Raw genomic sequence first — 23,284 nt, forward strand, 5'->3', positions numbered from 1 at the left:
TTTGATGAATATTATTGAAATTAATCAGCTCAACCGCTACTTTGGCGAAGGCGAAAATCGTGTCCATATTCTCAAAAATATTTCCCTTAATATTGAGAAAGGCGATTTTGTGGCGATTATCGGGCAATCCGGTTCGGGAAAATCCACACTAATGAATATCATTGGTTGCTTAGATACAGCAACCAATGGCTCTTATAAAATTGACGGTAAAGAAACCCACCAACTTTCGCCTGATCAACTTTCCGATTTACGAAGCCAAAAATTCGGTTTTATTTTTCAACGTTATAATTTACTTTCCAGCCTTACCGCCGCGGAAAATGTAGCTCTACCCGCCATTTATGCCGGTATCCCTCAAACTCAACGTCTTGATCGAGCAAAACAATTACTCGAAAAATTGAGACTAGGCGATAAATGGCAAAATAAACCCAACCAACTTTCCGGCGGTCAGCAACAACGTGTGAGTATTGCCCGTGCCTTAATGAATGGCGGTGAAATTATTCTTGCCGATGAACCCACCGGTGCATTGGATTCCCACAGCGGACAAAATGTGATGGAAATTCTGCGCCAACTCCACAAGGAAGGGCATACCATTATTATGGTCACCCACGACCGTGACATTGCCGCCAGTGCAAACCGAGTCATTGAAATTAAAGACGGCGAAATCATTGCAGATTCCCAAAAAGAACCGGTTAAAAGTGCAGTTGAAAATCAAGCAAAAATTAGACCGCACTTTGGCTTTAGCAAAGATCAACTCATTGAGGCCTTTCGGATGTCCGTCAGCGCCATTGTCGCCCATAAAATGCGTTCTTTACTCACCATGCTTGGGATCATTATTGGCATTACTTCCGTGGTTTCCGTTGTGGCACTAGGAAATGGTTCACAACAGAAAATTCTTGAAAATATCAAAGGTATCGGCACCAGCACGATGACTATTTTCAATGGCACAGGCTTTGGCGATCGCCGTGCCGACCAAATGCAAAATCTTACCGTTCATGATGCCAATGCATTAAATCAACAAAGCTACATACAAAGTGTGACACCAAATAGTGCTTCCAGTGGCACATTGGTGTATGGCAATCAAACTTTCTCTTCCACAAGCCTGAAAGGTGTCGGTGAACAATATTTTGATGTAGAGGGGCTAACGCTAAAACAAGGTAGTTTATTTTCCACACAAGATATACAGGAAAATAATCAAGTCGCTCTCATTGATGAAAGTGCTAAAAAAGCCATTTTTCCAAATGAATCACCTCTTGGGAAAGTGGTGATGTTTGAAAAACGCCCATTGCGAATTATTGGTGTGGTCTCAGACCGACAAATGGGCGGTGCAAGCAGTTCTTTGAATGTTTATGCACCTTACACCACAGTGATGAACCGCATTTCCGGCAGCAAAAAAATCAGCTCTATCACCGTGAAAATTGCCGATGATGTTAATTCCACCGTGGCGGAAAAAGGCATCACCGAATTACTCACCCTGCGCCATGGCAAGAAAGATTTTTTTGTGATGAATAGCGACACCATTAAACAAACCATTGAAAGCACTACCGGCACAATGAAACTCTTAATTTCTTCCATTGCCTTTATTTCTCTCATTGTAGGGGGGATTGGTGTGATGAATATTATGTTGGTCTCCGTCACGGAACGCACCAAAGAAATTGGTGTGCGAATGGCGATTGGTGCCCGTCAAACCAATATTTTGCAACAATTTTTAATTGAAGCCGTGCTCATTTGTTTAATCGGGGGTATCACCGGCATTTTGCTTTCCGGTTTAATCGGCTTGCTATTTAACCTATTTATGAAGGATTTCACTATGGCATTTTCTACTGTCTCTATTATCACAGCCGTGTTATTTTCAACGCTCATTGGTGTGGTATTTGGCTATATGCCGGCAAAACGGGCTGCACAATTGAACCCCATTACCGCCCTTGCCAGAGAATAGAAATAGATTTTGTAAAACCCTAAAATGCGGTTAAAATCAGCCGCACTTTTAATGATGTAACCGTTGCGCAAAACAATTTGTGGGATTATCCGTAGGGACACACTGCGTGTGTCCGTTATAAATTCAAATTATTTCAATATGTAATAAACGGACACACGCAGTGTGTCCCTACATTTCATTAAATCCTCGGTTTTGTACACTGATACGATGATGTTTGAATGAAGGAAAAAACAATGTTAAAAATGAAAAAATTGACTCTTGCTATTGTTATGGCAACCACCCTTGCCGGCTGTGCCAATATTGGCGATTCTTACCAAGCCAGCCAAGCAGACTATCAAAAATATGAAGAAATCACCAAACAATTCAATGTAAAAGAAAACTGGTGGGCACTTTATAATGATCCGCAACTTAATCGAGTGGTCGAGCAAGCGCTATTAAACAATAAAGATCTTGCCAAAGCTGCCGTTGCGGTTAATCGTGCGCTTTATAATGCGAATTTAGTCGGCGCAAATTTAGTGCCAACCTTTAGCGGTTCAACCTCATCAGGAGCACAACGCCGTATTGATACCTCCGCCAGTTCAACCATTTCACATACCGGTTCATTAAACGTAGCTTATACTCTTGATTTATGGCGTCGTTTAGCGGATTCTGCCGATGCCGCAGAATGGACACACAAAGCCTCAGCACAAGATTTAGAAGCAACGAAGTTATCCTTAATCAATTCTGTTGTAACAACCTATTATCAAATCGCCTATTTAAATGATGCCATCAGCACTACGCAAGAAAGCATCAAATATTACAATGACATCAGCAATATTATGCAACGCCGCTTAAGCCAAGGTGTTGCGGATGCGGCAAGTGTGGATCAAGCACAGCAATCTGTTTTAACCGCACGCAATAATTTAATCAACTACCAAACCCAACGCAAAACCGCAGAACAAACCTTGCGTAATTTACTCAATTTAAAACCGGAAGAAGCGTTGAATATCAATTTCCCACATATTCTTAACGTGAAAAACGTGGGCGTGAATTTGAATGTGCCGGTTTCAGTGATCGCCAATCGTCCTGATGTAAAAGGCAATCAATACCGCTTAAGCAGTGCATTTAAAAATGCCAAAGCCACAGAAAAAGGTTGGTTCCCGGAAATCACCTTGGGCGGTAGCTTAAGCTCAACGGGGAACAAAGTCGGCAACGCTCTTCATAGCCCCGTTGCAGGTGGGACAGTGGGAATCAGTTTGCCGTTCTTAAATTGGAATACGGTAAAATGGAACGTGAAAATCTCTGAAGCCGATTATGAAACTGCACGTTTAAATTACGAGCAAAGTATCACCACAGCGTTAAATGACGTGGATACCAACTATTTTGCTTTCACTCAAGCCCAAAGTGCCTTTGCGAATCAGCAAAAAACCTTTAACTACAACAAACGTATCACACAATATTATCATAATCGCTATAACGCCGGCGTATCCGAATTGCGTGAATGGTTAAATGCGGCCAACACCGAAAAATCCTCACAGCTTGCTATTTTACAAGCGAAATATAGCCTAATTCAGGCAGAAAACGCCGTATATAGCGCAATGGCGGGTTATTATTCCCGTTAATTATTTTCTATAAGGAAGTTTCGGCTTCCTTATTTTTTTACTCGGTTTAATGAAAAATGAAAAAACAACTGACTTTTTATTTTATCCGCCACGGCAGAACGGTTTGGAATGAAAAAGGTTTAATGCAAGGGCATGGTGATTCACCTTTAACGGAACAAGGGATTTTAGGCGCACAAAAAGCAGGTAGTGCATTGCAACATATCCCCTTTGTTGCAGCGTATTCCAGCGTTTTAAAACGTACCATTGACACAGCAGAATATATTATTGGCGAACGCAATATTCCACTTTTTCAACATAAAGGGCTAAACGAACAATTTTTTGGAAAATGGGAGGGACAATGGGTTGAACCTTTGCGTGAGCAGGCTGAATTTAAGCAAATGATCAGCGATCCGGCAAATTACAAAGCAGAAACAAACGGTGGCGAAACCTACCAACAACTGGCTGAACGAGTAATGCACGCAATGCAAGACATTATTCAAATCCACCATAAAGGCAATATTTTAATTGTTTCTCACGGCCATACATTACGCTTACTCATCGCTCTACTTGGCGGTGCGACTTGGCAAAATCACAGAGAAGAAGGACAATCCATTTCCTTACTCAACACCTCTATCAGCGTTGTACATTATGACAGCGAAAAAGGCTTTACCGTTGAAAAAGTCAATGATGTGGGGCATTTGGGGTAAAAGAGCGGTCATTTTTATCTTGTTTTTCAGTATTACACTTGGGATTTGTAGAGGCCCACTGCGTGTGTCCGAATTTTAACATATTGAAATAATTTGATTTTGTAACGGACACACACAATTTGTCCCTACGCTAAAACCTTGCCCAAATCGGTTCTACGCCTTCAGGAAGATCGAGATTTTTTCCTAACTCTACCCAGCCACAAGGAAAATGGAAATCCGATCCCACCGAGCCGAACAAGCCAAGCTCATTTGCCCAGCGGGCGAGCATTTGGCGTTGGTCTTTGGTTTGTCCGTAGCCGGAAATTTCCATGGCATCGCCTTCCCAATTTTTGAAATCTGCTATCAATTTGCGAATCCATTTTCCTGTTAAGTTATAACGTAACGGATGAGCAATGACAGCCATTCCCCCTGCGGCATGAATGGTTTCAATAGCAGTAGGAATATCCACCCATTCTGCTTTAACAAAGGCGGGTTTTCCTTGTCCTAAATAACGTTTGAAAGCCTGTCCATCGTTCGACACTTTGCCAATTTGCACCAAATATCGTCCATAGTGAGCACGTGTCACTTCCCCATTTGCTAAGGCTTTTGCCCCTTCATAGGAATTGGGGATTCCCGCTTTTTCTAATTTAGCCCCAATTTCTACCGCCCTTTTCTCACGCAAGGCTTTTTGCTTTTCCAAAAGTGCGGTCATTTTCGGGTGAGTTTGATCAAAATTCAGCCCTACGATATGAATACCCCGCCCTTCCCAAGTGGTGGAAATTTCCACACCGGTAATCAATTCGATCCCGACTTCTTTCGCCGCCGAACTAGCCTCATCAATGCCACAAACCGTATCATGATCGCATAATGCCAACACATTCACGCCTTGCTCTGCTGCCCGTTGTACCACTTCAGTAGGGATTAACACGCCATCCGATGCGGTGCTATGACAATGTAAATCGTATATTTTTGTCATTATTTAATTGTTTTTACTAATTCTTTCACTAATTTCGGTCCATGATAAATCAATCCGGAATACACTTGCAACAATTCAGCGCCGGCTGCCATTTTCTCTTGAGCATTTTGCACACCGTCAATCCCACCGCTACCAATAATCGGGATTTGCCCTTTTAATTCTTCATTTAATCGTTTAATAATTGCCGTGCTTTTCTGTTGCAACGGCTTACCGCTTAATCCGCCCTGCTCTTCGGCATTTTTCAATCCTGCGACATTTTCACGGGAAATAGTGGTATTGGTGGCAATCACCCCATCCATTCTATGACGAACCAACGTATCGGCTATTTGCACCAATTCCGCCTCCGATAAATCCGGCGCAATTTTCACCGCAATCGGCACATATTTATTGTATTGATCCGCCAAAATTGCCTGACGAGCCTTAATGCTTTGCAACAAATCATCAAAATAATCGCCATATTGTAGCTGACGCAAATCCGGCGTATTTGGCGATGAAATATTCACCGTAATATAACCGGCATAGTTATAGGCTTTGTTCAAACAGAAAATATAATCGTCTTTGCCGTGTTCCAATGGCGTTTGTTTATTTTTACCGATATTGATGCCAATCACACCACGATAGCGTGCGTTTTTCACATTTTCGATCAAATAATCAATGCCATTATTGTTAAAACCATTACGATTAATAATACCTTCCGCTTCAATCAAACGAAACTGGCGGGGTTTCGCATTGCCGTCTTGAGCAAGGGGGGTCACTGTACCTACTTCCACAAAACCGAATCCCAACGCCCCAAAACCATCAATGGCATCACCATTTTTATCTGCCCCCGCTGCCAAGCCAATAGGGTTTGGGAAACGCACCCCCATCACAGTTTTTTCCGAGCCTTTTGGCGTGCCGATAAGGGATTTCAATAGTGGCTGCAACCATGGACTGCCGGCAAGTTTTAAACATTGAAGGGTGAAATTATGGGCGGTTTCCGCATCCATTTGAAAAATACATTGACGGAATAATTTATACATACTCGTTTATCTCTCGGGATAGTTGACTGTAAAAAAAGTGCGGTCAAAATCAACCGCACTTTAAAGATGGGGCTGTATTATGTCGTATTGCATTTATTTCCATTGTAGGGACACACTGAGTGTGTCCGTTATAAAATCATTTCAATAGATCAAAATTCGGACACATGCTGTGTATCCCTACTTATTGAAATTCCTGTTATGCGCATTTACAACATAATATTAAAAGCGTTTGCGTATTCTACGAGGAAAGGGGGAAATGTGCAATGAAATGTCAAATCAAAAAAATCCCATCAGTACGCTTAAAATCAAATTGTTCAGACTTCAACTTTTCTATAAAATAACCGCACTTTTTTTCAAAATATCTACATTTCACTTTACAAAGGACGAATTTTATGCAGAAGTCAGAAGTCAGAAGTCAGAAGTCAGAAGTCACCAAGATTGTGTCAGCGAAACGCAAACACAGCAAGCCTTTCTTAATGATTTAGATGAAAAACTTTGGTCTGCCGCAGACCGTCTCCGCCAACAACTCGATGCCGCCAATTATAAACACATTGTTCTCGGCTTAATTTTCTTAAAATACATCTCCGACAGTTTCACGACCCAGCAGGAAAAAATCCGTACGGAACTTGCCGATCCTGAAAATCCCCTTTATCTTGACCGCACGTTTTACGATTCGGACGAAGACTATCAAGAAGCCCTCACCGCCGAATTAGAAAACCGTGATTACTATATCGCCGATAATATATTCTGGGTGCCACCTTCCGCCCGTTGGCAAGCGTTACAATCTGTCGCCCTTTTTAACACCGGCACGGCATTACCTTGGGGCGGTAAATTCACCGGTGTCGCCCGTTTAATTGATGATGCTTTTGATGCCATTGAAAAAGACAACGCCAAACTCAAAGGCGTATTGCAACGCATTAGTGGCTATGGGGTGAATGAAGATACATTACGGGGCTTAATTAACCTTTTTTCCGATACCAATTTTACTCAGCCCACTTACAACGGCACACCGATTCATTTAGGGGCAAAAGATATTCTCGGACACATTTATGAATATTTCCTCGGGCAGTTCGCCCAAGCAGAAGGTAAACGGGGCGGACAATATTTCACCCCCAAATCCATCGTTTCTCTCATTGTTGAAATGCTCGAACCTTATTCTGGACGGGTTTACGACCCCGCAATGGGAAGTGGCGGCTTTTTCGTGCAAACAGAACGCTTTATCACCGCCCACCAAGGCAATATCAACCAAGTGTCTATTTACGGGCAAGAATTCAACCCCACCACATGGAAACTTGCCGCTATGAATATGGCGATTCGAGGCATTGATTACGATTTTGGCAAACACAATGCCGACAGTTTCGTTCAACCACAACATCTCGACAAAAAAATGGATTTCATTATGGCGAACCCACCCTTCAACAGCAAAGATTGGTGGAGCGAAAGCCTTTCGGACGATCCTCGCTGGGCATACGGCATACCGCCAAAAGGCAACGCCAACTTTGCGTGGCTACAACATATGATTTACCACCTCTCCCCGAAAGGCAAAATGGCACTTTTACTCGCTAACGGCTCAATGAGCAGCCAAACCAACAACGAAGGGGAGATTCGCAAAGCCATCGTGCAAGCAGATCTTGTGGAAGCCATGGTTGCCCTACCCGGACAACTATTCACCAACACCCAAATCCCCGCCTGCATTTGGTTGTTAAACCGCAACAAGCCCCGTAAAAATGAGGTGCTATTTATTGACGCCCGTCAAATCGGCTATATGAAAGACCGCGTATTGCGTGATTTCACCCTTGATGACATCGCCAACATTGCCGACACCTTCCACACTTGGCAAAAATCCGAAGGCTATGAAGATCAACCCGCTTTCTGTAAATCCGCCACCTTAGAGGACATTGAAAAGAACGATTACGTCCTCACCCCCGGACGCTATGTCGGCACCGCTGAACAAGAAGATGACGATATTCCCTTTGCCGAAAAAATGCAAAAACTGACCGCGCTTTTAAATGAACAATTTAAACAAAGTGCGGAATTGGAAGTGAAGATTAAGGCGAATTTATCAACACTAGGATTTTAAATAGGAGTTTTTATGTACTACATTTATGAAACAGATTTTAGATTAGATAAACTATTTAGTGGAATGGCTAATATAAGTGTTGTTAATACTAAATTAGGTCTTCTTTCGTTAGAAGATATTTTAGAAAATCGTAATATAAAACAGTATATTGACAGGCCTAAAGATATATTGATTTCAAATGAAATACTAAATGAAGAGAATTTTAATAGCTTTGATCTTTTCATTGTTGAAAATTCAAAAGACTACTACCTTACGATCAAGAAAAATGATTGTTGCTTTGTTACTATCAGTAATTTTGATCTTATTCATCTTGAAGAGTATTTAAGAGGTTGTTATGAATAATACAAGAAAAATATCTATTTCTAATTTTGCTGAAAATCTAGATAGATTTAGAGTTCCTCTAGCTTCAAATGAAAGAGAAAAAAGAAAAGGTAATATACCTTATTATGGAGCTGCAAAAATTATTGATTATGTTAATGATTTTACTCATCAGGGATTGAGTGTTTTAATTGCTGAAGATGGGTCTGTGGAGACTGAAAAAGGTTTTCCTGTAGTTCAGTTAGCTAATGGAAAATATTGGGTTAATAATCATACTCATGTTTTAAAAGGAAAAGATGATTACGAAACGAAGTATTTGTATTATGCTTTACAGATCATAAAAGTATCTCCTTTTGTTACTGGTGCGGTTCAGAAAAAAATTTCACAGAAAGCATTAAACTCTATAGAAATTAGTTACTTTGAAGATAAAAATATACGACATAAAATTGTTGATATACTATCTTCTCTCGATGAAAAAATTCAATTAAATACTCAAATAAACCAAACCCTAGAACAGATCGCCCAAGCGATTTTTAAAAGCTGGTTTGTGGATTTCGACCCCGTGCGTGCCAAAGCCGATGCCCTCGCACAAGGCAAAACCCAAGCGGAAGCCGAACTCGCCGCTCAGCAAATCATCAGCGGAAAAACACCGGAAGAATTAACCGCACTTTCCCAAACCCACCCCGACCGCTATGCGGAATTAGCGGAAATTGCTAGAGCCTTTCCGAGTGAGTTTGAGGAGGTTGATGGGTTTGGAGAAGTGCCGAGGGGGTGGCAGGTTAAAAGGATTGATGATGTTATTCAGAAAATCCCTGTTGGTAAAAAATATAGTTCAAAAACGGCACTTGAAAAAGGGAATATTCCAATTCTAGATCAAGGGCGATCAGGTATTATTGGTTATCACAATAATGAAGCAGGAGTAAAAGCTAGTATTGAAGAACCAGTAATTGTTTTTGCCAATCACACTTGCTATATGCGTTTGATTTCTTACGATTTTAGTGCAATTCAAAATGTTTTTGCTTTTAAGGGAAAAGAATTAAATATTTATTGGACTTATCTAGCAACATTAGGAAAACAAGAATTTGTTGAATATAAAGGGCATTTTCCTGATTTTTTGATTAAGGAAATTATTGTTCCAAATCCTAAATTAACCGAATTATTTGGAAATATCGTTAAAGAAATTTTTTCAAAAATATTTATTAATGATTTAGAAAATTCCTATTTATCAGAAATTAGGGATTTATTATTACCAAAATTATTGAGTTAGAGGTATTAAATGTGTTTAGAAAACTTAATAAGAAAAGAAATAAATTCTATTTTTGAGAAACTAAAGATAGCTAATCATTATCTTCAAGAATGGGAGGTAATAAATTTATTGAATAATGAAGATAATGGAAAAATATATAAGCAATATTATTTTTCATTAGCTTTTATAAAAAAATCATATATTGAATATTGCTTAGTGATATTAAATACTATTTTTTCAAATGATGGTGTAGGAAACCTACCTACATTAAGAAAAAAATCAGAATATTTTTTAGGTAAAAGATTATCAAGGCTAGATGAAATTTTTCCTGATTTTAAAAGAATAAAAGATGGTTTAAAAATAATTAGAGATAAGGCGATTGCACATACAGAAGATTATGATATCAATATTTTTTATAAAAAAGCGAAGATATCTAAGAAAGACATTGATGAACTTATCAGCAATATACTAGATTTTCTCAATTATATTTTAAATGAATCCAATATTAATTTAGGAAAGGATTTATTATTGACTTATAATAATGAAATAGGAATAAAAATAATTTATAACAAATTAAAAGAATCAGATCCTCAAATAGCCTTAGAAAAAGAATTAGATAAAATACAAGAAGAAATAAATAAGTTGGATAGAGTGTGTGAACCGTAAGGTTCACACTCGAACAAATAATATATTCAATAATAAATAGTTGATAGGTTATATTTGTGTACGTGGATTGTTTCAATTTATACGGACACACGCAGTGTGTCCCTACTGGATATGTGGAATATCAAATAGATTTTGGTTAATTAAATATTGATATGATAAAACATAAAAACATCAAATAATGTGACTGGTAGGGATACACTGCGTGTGTCCGACATTTGTCCGAAATCAAATTTTAACCGAAATAAAATAAACACGAATAAATTAAATATTGGCATTATCAAAAAACAAAACATTAATTGATGTAATTAACACGGACACACGCAGTGTGTCCCTACTGGATATGTGGAATATGAAATAAATTTTGGTTAATTAAATATTGACATTATGAAACATAAAAAACATTAAATAACGTGATTGGTAGGGACACACTGCGTGTGTCCGAAATCAAATTTTAACTGAAATAAAATAAACACAAATGAATTAAATATTGGCATTATCAAAAAACAAAACATTAATTGATATAATTGACACGGACACACGCAGTGTGTCCCTACTGATATGTGAAATATGAAATAAATTTTGGTTAATTAAATATTGATATGATGAAACATAAAAAATATTAAATAACGTGACTGGTAGGGACACACTGCGTGTGTCCGTATTTGATATATAAGGTTTTAATAAAAACAATCCATTTTCCAATTTATGACATTATTTTCAATGTAATGATAAATATACGTAAATGCTTTTTCCGTTTTAATAATATGTTCGTGATAACGAGGTTGCCATTGAAATGGCATTTGGTTTTTAATGGCAAAAGAGGTTAAAGATGCTTTAATACCACGAATAATTGAAGCTAAATTTTTACGTTGTCCATGACCGAAGCAATGCTGATGTTGGTTTGTATGGCTATTTATAATAATGATTAAATGAAAATGATTGGGCATGATCGTGTAAATAGGTATTTCAATAAATTGATCAGATCTTAAATTTATTGTGTTTTTAATAATTTTTTGTAATTCCATTCCCAGTGGTGATAAATACATTTTTTGATTTTTTATTTCGCCAAAATAATGAATTTTATCTTTGGTACAAGCGGTCACAAAATAACAACCATTTTGATAACTATCCCATTTAACACGAACGGTTTTCCTATTTGGTCTATTCATACTTTATTGATAGCCTTAATATATAGATGTAATAACTTAATGAAAAATAAAGATTTTTTAAATAGCCAAATATAAGTTGTACGATCAAGATCGCAAAATTTGAGGAACAATTATGATTAACGAAAACGACATTGAACAATTAACAATAGAACGCTTACAAAATCTCGGCTGGGAGCACTACTATGGGAAAAATTTACCGGTTTCTGAAGGGAAATTTGCCCGTGGAGACTTGGGCGGTGTCGTGTTTGTGGAAATGCTCAGAGAAGCGGTGAAGAAACTGAACCCACAATTGCCAGAAAGTGCGGTTGATTTTGTGGTGAAATCGGTGACTAAAGGCAACATTGGCGAATTAGTGGGGCGAAATCAGGGGTTTTATAAAGGGTTACGTGATGGCGTGAAGGTGGAATATCAGCAAAACGGAGAGCAGAAATTTGATGTGGCACGCCTAGTAGATTTTGAACACTGGACAAACAACCGTTTTGTGATGGTGAATCAACTCGAAATTCGCAGCCGTAAAGGAGGCAAACGAATCCCTGATATTATCGGTTTTGTGAATGGTTTGCCCTTGGTAGTGTTTGAGTTGAAAAATCCTTTGCGTGAGTCGGCCGATTTGTTGCAAGCCTTTAATCAGTTGCAAACCTACAAAGATGAAATTGCTGATCTTTTTGTTTATAACCAAGCCTTGATTATCAGTGATGGCTTGAATACTCGATTAGGATCGCTTTCGGCTGATTTTCAACGTTTTACTCCTTGGAAAGTGGTAGATGAAAAAGCCCAGAGCCAGCGGTTAGATTTTGGCGATGAATTGCAAAATTTGTTGAATGGTTTACTCACGCCACAAAAATTGCTGGATTATGTACGTTACTTTGTGTTGTTTGAACGGAATTCTAATGGGGCGTTAATTAAAAAAATTGCCGCTTATCACCAATATTACGGGGTCAATGAAGCGGTGGAATCCACCCTTTTTGCCACTAGTGAACAAGGGGATAAACGCATTGGTGTGATGTGGCATACGCAAGGATCGGGTAAATCTATTTCTATGCTGTTTTATGCCGGCAAATTGCTTTCCCAACCTGAATTGAAGAACCCTACAATTTTGGTGGTCACGGATCGTAACGATTTAGACGGACAACTTTTCCAAACTTTCAGTAGCGGTAAAGATTTAATTAAACAAACGCCACAACAGGTGGAAGATCGGGAAGCACTTCGCCAATTATTAAGTGAACGTGAGTCCGGCGGGGTGTTTTTTACCACCATTCAAAAATTTGGCTTAGAGGAAACAGAAGATAAATTCCCGATATTAAATAGCCGTTCTAACATTATTGTAATTAGCGATGAAGCACATCGTAGCCAATATGGTTTAACCAAAAAATTACACAACGGCAAATATCAAGCAGGTTACGCCCGCCATTTACGGGATGCCCTACCCAATGCCTCTTTTATCGGTTTTACCGGTACGCCAATTAGCCTTGAGGATAAAGATACACAAGAAGTGTTTGGGCGGTACGTTTCCATTTATGATCTGCAAGATGCCGTGGAAGATGGGGCGACGGTGCCGATTATTTATGAAGCAAGGCAAATTCAACTGGCAGAAAAAACCAATCACGAAGCCTTATTTGCTGAAATTGATGAACTGTTAGAAAACGAAGATAATCCGAAATTACGCTTGCGAGAAAAATTACTGGGTTCAGAAGCCCGATTACGGGATCTTGCAATGGATTTTGTCAGCCATTTTAGCAAACGTAATGAACAGCAGGACGGTAAAGCGATGATTGTGGTTTCCAGCCGTCAAATCTGTGTGGATTTATATCATCAAATTACCGCCCTTCACCCAGAATGGCATTCTGATGATATCAATCAGGGTTCGATAAAAATTGTGATGACAGGTTCTGCATCCGATGACCTCAAAATGCAGAAACACATTTACAGCAAACAAGAAAAGCAAACCCTTGAACGCCGTTTTAAAGATCCGAATGATCCGTTAAAAATCGTGATTGTCCGTGATATGTGGCTCACAGGATTTGACGCACCTTGTTGTAATACCATGTATCTCGACAAGCCGATGAAAGGACATAATCTAATGCAAGCTATTGCTCGTGTAAACCGTGTATTTGCAAATAAAAGCCGAGAAAACGGTGGGTTGATTGTCGATTATGTGGGTTTAGCCGAAGAATTAAAAGAGGCAACGAAACAATACACTAATTCCACAGGCAAGGGGAAATTGGCGGAAAATGTGCAAGAAGTGTTCTTTAAAATGAAAGAGCAACTCGAATTTATCCGCACTTTGTTTACAACTAAAATTAACGGTAAGACTTTTGATGTGCCATCCGCTATTACTGAAGCCGAACCGGCACTATTACTCAAAGCCATTGCACGTGCAGCAGAACATATCTCAAGACTTGATCAACAGACCGATGATGATAAAGCATATCATCAACAATGGAAAAATTCAGATGATCCTGAGCCCCGCAAAAAAGCCTTTTTAAAAACTGTAGCCAGCCTTAAAAAAGGTTATGCTCTATGTGGTGCATTAAAAGAGGCAGAACCCTATAATCAAGAAATTGCTTTTTATGATGCGGTGCGTTCGGTGCTTTCCAAACGTGAACAAAAAGGTACAGGTAGTAAAGAACGGCTTATTCAACTGAAAGCCTTAATTAACCAAAGTATTGTTTCAAGCGGAACTATTGATTTATTTGAGTTACTCGGCAAAGAACAAACACAAATTGATTTGCTATCTGATGAGTTTTTGCAAGCGATAAAAAATAGCGAAACCAAAAGCCTTTGGGTATTAGCAATGGAATGCTATTTGAAGCAAGAAATCAAAGCCAAAGCAGGGAGAAACCTTGCAGCACAGAAAGACTTTGAACAACGTTTACAAGAAGCCTTAAATCAATATCACAACCACAATCTCACGGTAGTTGAAATTCTTGATGCTCTCGTGCAAATGGGAAGAGAATTCTCCGAACGTTTGGGACGAGGCGAAAAACTCGGTTTAAGCGTTGCAGAATTGGCGTTTTATGATGCCCTCTCCCAAAATGAGAGTGCAAAGGAATTAATGCAAGATGAAACCCTTTCAGCATTGGCAAAAGAGATTACCGATATTTTGCGAAAATCTATCAGTATTGATTGGCAACATAAAGAAGCCGTGCGAGCAAGAATTCGCCTACTCGTTCGCCGAGCATTGCAAAAATATAAATATCCACCGGATAAAGCAGAAGAAGCAATAACATTCGTCTTACAACAAGCAGAAGAAATTGCCGATGAATTAACCACACAATAATACGTCAAAGCCAGACTCAAATCTGACAGTCCCCGTTTAAAATTACAGTGTCTGTCAGATTAATTTGAGCTTAAATTATTTTCCGCTAAAAACTTCATATTACCCTTAAATAACCGAATAAAATTCCATCATTATTTTTACTCATGCTACCTCATAGCATTCGTAACATAGGTAAACTTTAAAAGTAAGAGTGGATTTCATCTTTGAGTATATACCATACTAAAAATTAAGCGCTGTGAGATATTACTACATTTGTTAGCTAAATTAAGTAAGCCTGTATTGCGTCAGTAATAAAACATTAGCATTTCATTTTTGTTTATGATTAAACTTGGTATTTATATTCTACACCTCAACAGATCACTTTGATTATTATAATTTATCAGACACCCCAAATATGCCTATTTTCCTCCTTTCTTTCTCCCCCTGTATAAAAATCATTTATTCCATTCCATTATAACTAATTCATTTCAATTCTTTCCCGATGAGAGAAATCTGCTCTACTATACGCTTACGAAAACGATTATCTGATGAAAGAAATAATGAATTGGGATTACATTATCAGCGTGTTACCACGCTTTGTTGATGCAACATTGATAACACTTGCCCTCTCGTTTTGGGGAATTTTATTCTCATTTATTATTGGTACGATTTGTGCAGTCATCAATAGTTATCACTTTAAGGCATTAAATTGGTTGGTGAAAAGTTATATTGAACTTTCACGTAATACCCCATTATTGATTCAAGTTTTCTTCCTTTACTTCGGGCTTTCAAAAGTCGGCATCAAATTAGACGGTTTTACTTGCGGGGTAATCGGCTTAGCTTTTTTGGGCGGAAGCTACATGGCGGAAGCGATTCGTGGAGGCTTAGAAGCGGTTTCCAAAGGTCAAATTGAATCTGCGCTCAGTATTGGTTTAACACCATTTCAGGCCTTTCGTTACGTGATTTTTCCACAAGCATTGGCTATTTCCATACCGGCGATTGGGGCGAACTGTCTGTTTTTAATGAAAGAAACCTCCGTTATTAGTGCCGTTGCGGTGGCAGAACTGATGTTTATAGCAAAAGAAATTATCGGAATGGATTATAAAACCAACGAAGCGTTATTTTTATTAGTGGTGTTTTATTTAATTATTTTACTGCCTATCTCAATTTCTATTCGTTATTTAGAACAACGCACACGGAGAGCAAAATATGGGATTTGAATTATTATTCCAAGGCAATAATTTCACCAGATTGCTAAACGGTCTTTGGGTGACCGCTGAAATAGCCTTCGTTTCCGTCTTTTTTGCCTGTCTTTTTGGGGTAATTTTAGGGGTGGTAATGACAAGCAAAAATGCCGTAATTAAAGTGATTTGCCAAGTTTATTTAGAATTTGTCCGCATCATCCCTTTGCTCGTTCTACTGTTTATCACCTATTTTGGCTTGGCAAAATGGTTTGACATACATTTAGACGCTATCACCGTCTGCATTTGGGTCTTTATTTTTTGGGGAACCGCAGAAATGGGCGATCTTGTGCGCGGCGCGTTAACCTCCATCGAAAAACATCAGGTTGAATCCGCTTATGCTTTAGGACTAACGCCTTTTCAAACCTTTATTTATATTTTGATCCCCCAAAGTCTAAAACGTGTCACCCCAAGTGCCATCAATCTTTTCACCCGAATGGTGAAAACCAGCTCTTTAGCGATGTTAATCGGTGTAATAGAGGTGATTAAAGTGGGTCAACAAATTATTGAACACTCACTTTTTAGCAATCAATCAGCGGCACTTTGGATATACGGGGTCATTTTCTTTCTTTACTTTGTAATCTGTTATCCGCTCTCATTATTTTCCCGTTATTTAGAAACTCGTTGGGAAAGCTAAAGGAATATATATGGCATTACTAGAAATAAAAAATCTTGTTAAAAACTATGGCGAGGTTGAAGCACTAAAAGGGATTAATCTTTCCGTCGAAAAAGGCGAAGTCGTGGTGATTTTAGGCCCGTCCGGCTGCGGCAAAAGCACATTACTTCGTACATTAAACGGCCTAGAGCCCATAAAGAGCGGTCAATTATTGCTCCAAAATGCCGGCGAACTTGGCAAAGAGATAAGTTGGATCAATGCTCGGCAACAAATTGGAATGGTATTTCAAAGCTATGAATTATTTGCCCATTTATCAGTGATCGACAATATTTTACTCGGACCTTTAAAGGTTCAGAAACGTGATCGGGCAGAAGCCGAAAAACAAGCAGATGAATTATTAAAACGTGTGGGATTATTTGATCGAAAAAACGCCTACCCACGTGAGCTTTCCGGAGGGCAGAAACAGCGAATCGCTATTGTGCGTGCACTTTGTATGAATCCTGAAATTATGTTGTTTGACGAAGTCACCGCCGCCCTCGATCCCGAAATGGTACGCGAGGTACTTGATGTGATATTAGGGCTTGCCAAAGAAGGCATGACAATGTTGATTGTCACCCATGAAATGGGGTTTGCCCGGCAAGTGGCAAATCGTATTGTTTTTATGGATAAAGGGCAAATCATTGAGCAAGCCAAGCCGGAAGATTTTTTCACCAACCCTACCACGGATCGGGCGAAAACATTTTTAAACATCTTAAACTATGAACCGAGAGGAACAAACTATGAAGAAAACATTTAAAAATTTAACCGCACTTTTTGCCACTGTAACCTTAGCCCTAGGGATTACCGCCTGCAACGACAATACATCAAGCAAAGAGACTTCACAAACAGCCTCAACCATTGAGCAATTGAAACAAGCCGGCAAAATTCGTATTGGTGTATTCAGCGACAAGCCACCTTTCGGTTATGTAGATGCACAAGGCAAAAGCCAAGGTTTCGATGTGGAAATCGGCAAAGCCATCACTAAAGATCTCTTAGGTGATGAAAATAAAGTGGAATTTGTGTTGGTGGATGCCGCCAATCGTGCTGAATATTTACTTTCCAAAAAAGTGGATATCATCCTCGCCAATTTCACCGTAACGGCTGCACGAAAAGAAGTGGTTAATTTTGCCAATCCTTATATGAAAGTGGCGCTTGGCGTGGTTTCAAAAAATGGTGAAGTCATTACCGATCTTGAGCAATTAAAAGACAAAACGCTCATCGTTGATAAAGGCACCACGGCGGATATTTTCTTCACAAAAAATTATCCGAATATCAAATTATTAAAATTTGAACAAAATACGGAAACTTTTGAAGCCTTACGAGACGGCAGAGGGGATGCGCTATCAAATGACAACACTTTCTTATTTGCTTGGGTAAAACAAAATCCGAGTTATACTGTGGGCGTGAAAAGTTTCGGCGATCAAGATGTCATTGCCCCTGCTGTTCGTAAAGATGCTGTGGATTTATTAAATTGGCTCAACACTGAAATTGAAAAACTGTCAAAAGAAGGCGTACTCAAACAAGCCTACGAAAAAACCTTATTGCCAGTTTATGGTGATAGCGTAACTGAAAGTGATATTTTGGTGGACTATAAATAGCATTAAAATATTGGAGATGTTTTTTAGTTGTAGAGCCATTCTCTAATGAAACAGATTTTATTAAACTAAACCTCTAGAAAAACTCTAGAGGTTTTATGTTAACATAACCCCTAACTCTTATCGGGTTTTAACCTTACTCTTCAAGTTGAGATTTTATTTTTTCAAATCGTCTAGTCGCCTCTAGCACATAGAGGATCCCTATACTTATCTCACTATCAATCAGTTTCTTATCCCTCTGATCCTCTCTAAATAAGACATAATCATCTTCCGTTACACTAACTCTTGGTAAACTACCCTTTTTAGCTGACCTGAGATTTAGTTTATCTAATGAGATTTTTTTGAAGTAGTGGGCATAGAAAGAGAGCTAAATGTTACTAGTGGCTTAGAAATCTTATCAACACCAACAATAATCCCATCGATTCTACCTTCCACCATATCCATTTCATCCGAAGTTTTTTTGTTCTCTTGTAGGGACACACTGAGTGTGTCCGAATTTTAATCTATTGAAATAATTTGGTTTTTGTAACAGATACACACAGTATGTCCCTACGTTTTGTTACAATTTCTGTTTTTCTGCATTGGCTACATAATACCGAAAAATCGCAGAGATTCTAACCGCACTTTCCCCTACTCACTCATCACAAATTGTTCTCTTAATTGGTGAAGTTGATCTCGAATAGCAGCTGCTTTTTCAAATTCCAGATCTTGAGCAAATTTGTACATTTGCTGTTCCAGTTTTTTGACTTGTTGTTGATATTCTTTGGCATTTTTCGGTGCATTATAAAGTGCGGTCGGTTCTGCTACTGTTTTGGTTCGTGATTTGCCTTTTCCTTTATTTGTAACACCCTGACCAATATCCAACAATTCGCCTACTTTTTTATTCAATGCCTGTGGAATAATGCCTTTTTCTTCATTGTATTTCATTTGTTTTTCACGGCGGCGGTTGGTTTCCGTGATGGCTTTTTCCATAGATTTAGTCATGCTATTGGCATATAAAATCGCTTTTCCTTTCAGATTACGTGCAGCACGACCAATGGTTTGAATAAGCGAACGTTCAGAACGCAAGAAACCTTCTTTATCCGCGTCTAAAATTGCCACCAGTGAAACTTCCGGAATATCTAACCCCTCACGCAATAGGTTGATCCCAACCAACACATCAAATTCACCCAAGCGTAAATCACGGATGATTTCTACCCGTTCAACGGTGTCGATATCCGAATGGAGATAACGTACCCGAATACCATGTTCATCCAAATAATCCGTGAGATCTTCCGCCATTTTTTTGGTAAGGGTCGTCACTAAAACACGCTCATTTCTGTCCGCTCTTTGACGTGCTTCGGAAAGTAAGTCGTCCACCTGAATAGCAACAGGGCGAATTTCAATTTCCGGATCAAGCAAGCCTGTCGGACGCACCACTTGATCGATAATTTCATCGCTGGATTTTTCTAATTCATAAGGTCCCGGTGTAGCGGAAACATAAATAGTTTGCGGTGCAAGGCGTTCAAATTCTTCAAAACGCAACGGGCGGTTATCTAAGGCTGAAGGCAAACGGAAACCATACTCTACCAACGTTTCTTTGCGTGAACGGTCGCCACGATACATTCCGCCGATTTGTGGGACGGTCACGTGGGATTCATCAATAATCAAAATAGCATCAGAAGGCATATAATCAAACAATGTCGGTGGCGGTTCACCTTCATTTCGACCGGAAAGATAGCGCGAGTAATTTTCAATGCCGGAGCAATAGCCCAATTCGTTCATCATTTCAATATCAAACATTGTTCGCTGACTAATACGCTGTTCTTCCAACAATTTATTTTCTTTGATGAAATATTCACGGCGTTGTACCAACTCCGCTTTGATTTTTTCAATGGCATCTAAAATGCGTTCACGTGGTGTCACATAGTGGGTTTTCGGATACACCGTATAGCGTGGCACCGCACCTAAATGATGCCCGGTCAGTGGATCAAATAAACTTAAGCGTTCAATTTCATCATCAAATAATTCAATGCGAACGGCAATATCGTCAGATTCTGCAGGGAAAATATCAATAATCTCACCACGAACTCGGAAAGTTCCCCGTTGGAACGCTTGATCGTTACGCGTGTATTGCAATTCTGCCAATTTGGCAAGAATTTGGCGTTGGTCAATGATCGCACCTTGTTGCAGATGCAACATCATTTTCAAATAGCTATCCGGATCACCCAAGCCGTAAATGGCAGAAACCGAAGCCACCACAATCGTATCACGGCGTTCCAAAAAAGATTTGGTGGCAGAAAGACGCATTTGTTCAATTTGATCGTTAATGGAGGCATCTTTTTCAATGAAGGTATCACTACTTGGCACATAGGCTTCAGGTTGATAATAATCATAGTAGGAGACGAAATATTCCACGGCATTTTCAGGAAAAAAAGCCTTCATTTCCGCATAAAGCTGGGCGGCAAGGGTTTTATTTGGTGCAAGTAACATCGCCGGACGATTCAATTTTGCGATCACGTTGGCGATAGTAAAAGTTTTACCCGATCCTGTCACCCCAAGAAGTGTTTGATGGGCAAGCCCGTCATCTAAATTTTCAGCAAGTTTTTCAATAGCTTGAGGCTGATCACCGGAAGGATTGAAATCGGAATGAAGAATAAAAGGTTTACTGTTAATTTTTTCTGCCATAAAAGTGCGGTTAAAATTGCATGAGTTTTTACTGGCGCTATTCTAACATATTTCTTACTCCGTATAGAGTGAAAAAGGTAAGTTTTACACAGTGTTAGCGATGTCAAGAGAAAAACCTCACAAAATTGAAAACTTTTTTTATATTTTTTGCTGGACTTTATTTAACTAATTGATAAATAAAGAAATGTTATTTTGCAGTCAATTTTTACTCCACCTTGTACAATCCCAGTATTTATCAGCATTAGAGGATCTTATTTTATTTTAATCCACAAAGTTATCCACAGCCTTTGTGGATAGAAAAATACGTTAAAATTTTTTTGAATTTTTTTATTTTACCCGTTGACAAACTATTACTCGATCATTAAAATGCGCGCCGATTCATTGTGATACAGAATTATTCCTCCTTAGTTCAGTCGGTAGAACGGTGGACTGTTAATCCATATGTCGCTGGTTCAAGTCCAGCAGGAGGAGCCAATTTCTCTTTTGGTTTAGTTTTCGTTTGTCTCCTTTTACGAATCCTAAATTAACAACCAAAAGATTTTAAGCCCATCATGCTGATGGGCTTTATTTTTATCTGCTATTTTCAAAACAATACCACTCCGCCCCTCACGTCAAGAGTCGTCCCATAAAATAACGTGATCGCAAAAAAGAGCATGATGACACCGGCAATGATTTTTACTCTGCGCCCACTATATTTCTTTAACCCTTTGACATCATACCACTGCCCAATCCGTATTGCCGCATTCTTGGCATAACGCACGAGAATCGCAAAGCAAGCTAACATTAGCCCTGTACCAAAAGACATCGCAAAAGTTGCAACGATCCCCCAAATAAATAAATCAAGCATATAAGCAAGGAAAAGAACAAAAATTGCACCGGTGCAAGGGCGTAAACCAATACTCACCATCACCAGAAATTGGCTTTTCCAAGTATCAGCTTGTTTTAATTGAACCGCATTCGGCAAATGCTGATGCCCACAACCACAATTCGCGTTAAAAGTACGGTTAATTTTGACCGCACTTTGTAATGCTAAATCGCTCGGCTGAATGGAATTAATACGAAAACCCGATGGCTTTCGCACACCTTGATAAATCCAATAGCAGCCCAATCCCATTAATAGAATCAACGCACTCCGTTCCAACCATAATTGGCTCAATTTGAAATAGCGAGAGGAGAGATTTAGAATCACCACAATAATAGAGGTTGCAGTAATTGCCACAATCCCCTGCATAAGTGAAGAAAGTAAACTTAATTTCACACTTTGTTTCAGTTCACTTTCGTGTGTAGATAAATAACTTGCAATAATAAATTTACCATGGCCCGGTCCAAGTGCATGTAGCACGCCATAAAGAAAACTCACGCTAATTAATATTATCCCTGCAGATACCGACTGTTGCTGAATCTCATGAAGGTTTTCAGTAATCAGCTGATTAAATATCTGTTGCCATGCCACAACTTTCACAAAAAGCCAAGGAAAAAACCAGAAAATACCCACTAGCGCCACAATGAGAGTGATGAGCCATTTGAATGGAAAAATCGGTTTCATAATTTACTCACACTGAATTTTTATTTTTTGGGCAAACATCACGCCTAAAGAATCATCCTCATCTTTCTGCGTTTTATCTAAAGATGCTGCATAAGATTGTATCTTTTCATCAACATTGGGAGCGTCAAGACTTCCCTTGCAATTTTTCGGAAGCGCTGAAAAATCGACCGCACTTTGATCTTCTGGATAGTACATCGAAACATAGTAAGTGCGATCATAAGTCATAAGTGTAAAGGCATTATCCTGTAATGACTGTGGCTGGGAGAGAAAGAAATCAAAATAATATTGAATCCGCCTACCTTTTACGCTTACACCATAATTTTTTACCTGCTTTTTATATTTGATCTTATTGTTATGTTTATTGAAGAAATAACTGAAATAGTGTTCATTCACTACATTGTCCATCACGTCATCAACTAACTTTTGCTTTTCGCCCTCTCCCCTAGCCTGTTTCATATCGTACAATACCGCTGAAGAACTCGCTTCATCTAACATCCAATTCATCGAAAATCCCACTAATTGGTTTTCTTCGACCAGCACTTTCGTTTGCATTTCAATAAACGCATGAGGGTGAGCAAATGCTATCCCTGAATAAAATAAAGAAAAGAGTAATAATTTTTTCACGTTTAGCTCCCAATAAAAGAC

Annotated in this window: 18 protein-coding genes and 1 tRNA gene; 13 read left to right on the top strand and 6 right to left on the bottom strand. The window is 39.0% G+C overall.

Going from position 1 to position 23,284, the window contains the following annotated elements; all coding sequences use genetic code 11:
* The first annotated feature begins 4 nt into the window (after positions 1-4).
* The 3 genes from E4T92_RS03165 to E4T92_RS03175 all read left to right on the top strand — a co-directional run bounded on the left by E4T92_RS03165 (position 5) and on the right by E4T92_RS03175 (position 4,223).
* Positions 5-1,936: a MacB family efflux pump subunit gene (locus tag E4T92_RS03165; protein WP_135093409.1), complete on the top strand. Its 1,932-nt coding sequence runs from the start codon at positions 5-7 to the stop codon at positions 1,934-1,936.
* Positions 1,937-2,169: 233 nt separating this feature from the next.
* Positions 2,170-3,537, top strand: coding sequence for a TolC family protein (locus tag E4T92_RS03170; protein ID WP_077494617.1), 1,368 nt, complete (start codon positions 2,170-2,172; stop codon positions 3,535-3,537).
* Positions 3,538-3,593: 56 nt separating this feature from the next.
* Positions 3,594-4,223: a histidine phosphatase family protein gene (locus tag E4T92_RS03175; protein ID WP_135093410.1), complete on the top strand. Its 630-nt coding sequence runs from the start codon at positions 3,594-3,596 to the stop codon at positions 4,221-4,223.
* Positions 4,224-4,353: 130 nt separating this feature from the next.
* On the opposite strand, the gene E4T92_RS03180 is transcribed toward E4T92_RS03175, so the two are convergent.
* The gene (locus E4T92_RS03180; protein ID WP_135093411.1) at positions 4,354-5,178 is read right to left on the bottom strand and encodes a PHP domain-containing protein; all 825 of its coding nucleotides are present in this window, start codon (positions 5,176-5,178) and stop codon (positions 4,354-4,356) included.
* The gene (pyrD, locus tag E4T92_RS03185) at positions 5,178-6,197 is read right to left on the bottom strand and encodes a quinone-dependent dihydroorotate dehydrogenase (protein ID WP_135093412.1); all 1,020 of its coding nucleotides are present in this window, start codon (positions 6,195-6,197) and stop codon (positions 5,178-5,180) included. Before pyrD ends, E4T92_RS03180 begins: the two co-directional genes overlap by 1 nt.
* Before the next feature lie 268 nt (positions 6,198-6,465).
* Here pyrD and E4T92_RS03190 point away from each other — a divergent pair, with 268 nt between their 5' ends.
* The 4 genes from E4T92_RS03190 to E4T92_RS03205 are packed head-to-tail and all read left to right on the top strand — an operon-like array spanning position 6,466 to position 10,507.
* Positions 6,466-8,277, top strand: a complete 1,812-nt coding sequence (locus tag E4T92_RS03190) for a type I restriction-modification system subunit M (RefSeq protein ID WP_228063535.1) — start codon at positions 6,466-6,468, stop codon at positions 8,275-8,277.
* A gap of 12 nt (positions 8,278-8,289) precedes the next feature.
* Entirely contained in the window at positions 8,290-8,619 is a 330-nt protein-coding gene (locus tag E4T92_RS03195) for a hypothetical protein (RefSeq protein ID WP_135093413.1), read from the top strand.
* Positions 8,612-9,862 carry a restriction endonuclease subunit S gene (locus E4T92_RS03200; protein ID WP_135093414.1) on the top strand — a complete coding sequence of 417 codons (1,251 nt, stop codon included), beginning with the start codon at positions 8,612-8,614 and terminating at the stop codon, positions 9,860-9,862. Before E4T92_RS03195 ends, E4T92_RS03200 begins: the two co-directional genes overlap by 8 nt.
* A gap of 9 nt (positions 9,863-9,871) precedes the next feature.
* Positions 9,872-10,507 (top strand): hypothetical protein, encoded by a 636-nt coding sequence (locus tag E4T92_RS03205; RefSeq protein WP_135093415.1) that lies wholly within the window; start codon positions 9,872-9,874, stop codon positions 10,505-10,507.
* Between the two features lie 677 nt (positions 10,508-11,184).
* On the opposite strand, the gene E4T92_RS03210 is transcribed toward E4T92_RS03205, so the two are convergent.
* Complete coding sequence (locus tag E4T92_RS03210) at positions 11,185-11,676, bottom strand: transposase (protein ID WP_135093416.1); 492 nt, start codon at positions 11,674-11,676, stop codon at positions 11,185-11,187.
* A gap of 112 nt (positions 11,677-11,788) precedes the next feature.
* On the opposite strand from E4T92_RS03210, the gene E4T92_RS03215 reads away from it, so the two are divergent.
* From E4T92_RS03215 to E4T92_RS03235, 5 genes are all read left to right on the top strand, one after another.
* Positions 11,789-14,956 carry a type I restriction endonuclease subunit R gene (locus tag E4T92_RS03215; RefSeq protein ID WP_135093417.1) on the top strand — a complete coding sequence of 1,056 codons (3,168 nt, stop codon included), beginning with the start codon at positions 11,789-11,791 and terminating at the stop codon, positions 14,954-14,956.
* Positions 14,957-15,495: 539 nt separating this feature from the next.
* A complete protein-coding gene (locus E4T92_RS03220; RefSeq protein ID WP_135093523.1) occupies positions 15,496-16,155 on the top strand; it encodes an amino acid ABC transporter permease in 660 nt (219 codons plus the stop codon).
* On the top strand, positions 16,145-16,813 hold the full coding sequence (locus E4T92_RS03225) for an amino acid ABC transporter permease (protein ID WP_135093418.1): 669 nt from the start codon (positions 16,145-16,147) through the stop codon (positions 16,811-16,813). Before E4T92_RS03220 ends, E4T92_RS03225 begins: the two co-directional genes overlap by 11 nt.
* A gap of 10 nt (positions 16,814-16,823) precedes the next feature.
* Positions 16,824-17,588, top strand: a complete 765-nt coding sequence (locus E4T92_RS03230) for an amino acid ABC transporter ATP-binding protein (RefSeq protein ID WP_077492936.1) — start codon at positions 16,824-16,826, stop codon at positions 17,586-17,588.
* Complete coding sequence (locus E4T92_RS03235; protein WP_135093419.1) at positions 17,572-18,429, top strand: cysteine ABC transporter substrate-binding protein; 858 nt, start codon at positions 17,572-17,574, stop codon at positions 18,427-18,429. Before E4T92_RS03230 ends, E4T92_RS03235 begins: the two co-directional genes overlap by 17 nt.
* A 627-nt stretch (positions 18,430-19,056) precedes the next feature.
* Here E4T92_RS03235 and uvrB read toward each other — a convergent pair.
* Positions 19,057-21,093: an excinuclease ABC subunit UvrB gene (gene uvrB, locus E4T92_RS03240; RefSeq protein ID WP_135093420.1), complete on the bottom strand. Its 2,037-nt coding sequence runs from the start codon at positions 21,091-21,093 to the stop codon at positions 19,057-19,059.
* Positions 21,094-21,491: 398 nt separating this feature from the next.
* On the opposite strand from uvrB, the gene E4T92_RS03245 reads away from it, so the two are divergent.
* Positions 21,492-21,567, top strand: a tRNA-Asn gene (locus E4T92_RS03245).
* Between the two features lie 109 nt (positions 21,568-21,676).
* Here the strand turns inward: E4T92_RS03245 and zevB are convergent.
* Both zevB and zevA read right to left on the bottom strand, forming a co-directional pair.
* Complete coding sequence (gene zevB / locus E4T92_RS03250) at positions 21,677-22,630, bottom strand: zinc transporter permease subunit ZevB (protein WP_135093524.1); 954 nt, start codon at positions 22,628-22,630, stop codon at positions 21,677-21,679.
* 12 nt (positions 22,631-22,642) lie between these two features.
* Entirely contained in the window at positions 22,643-23,263 is a 621-nt protein-coding gene (gene zevA / locus E4T92_RS03255) for a zinc transporter binding subunit ZevA (protein ID WP_135093421.1), read from the bottom strand.
* Positions 23,264-23,284: the final 21 nt, after the last annotated feature.

Source organism: Pasteurella sp. WM03 (genome assembly GCF_004570945.1).
Classification (GTDB): Bacteria; Pseudomonadota; Gammaproteobacteria; order Enterobacterales; family Pasteurellaceae; genus Rodentibacter.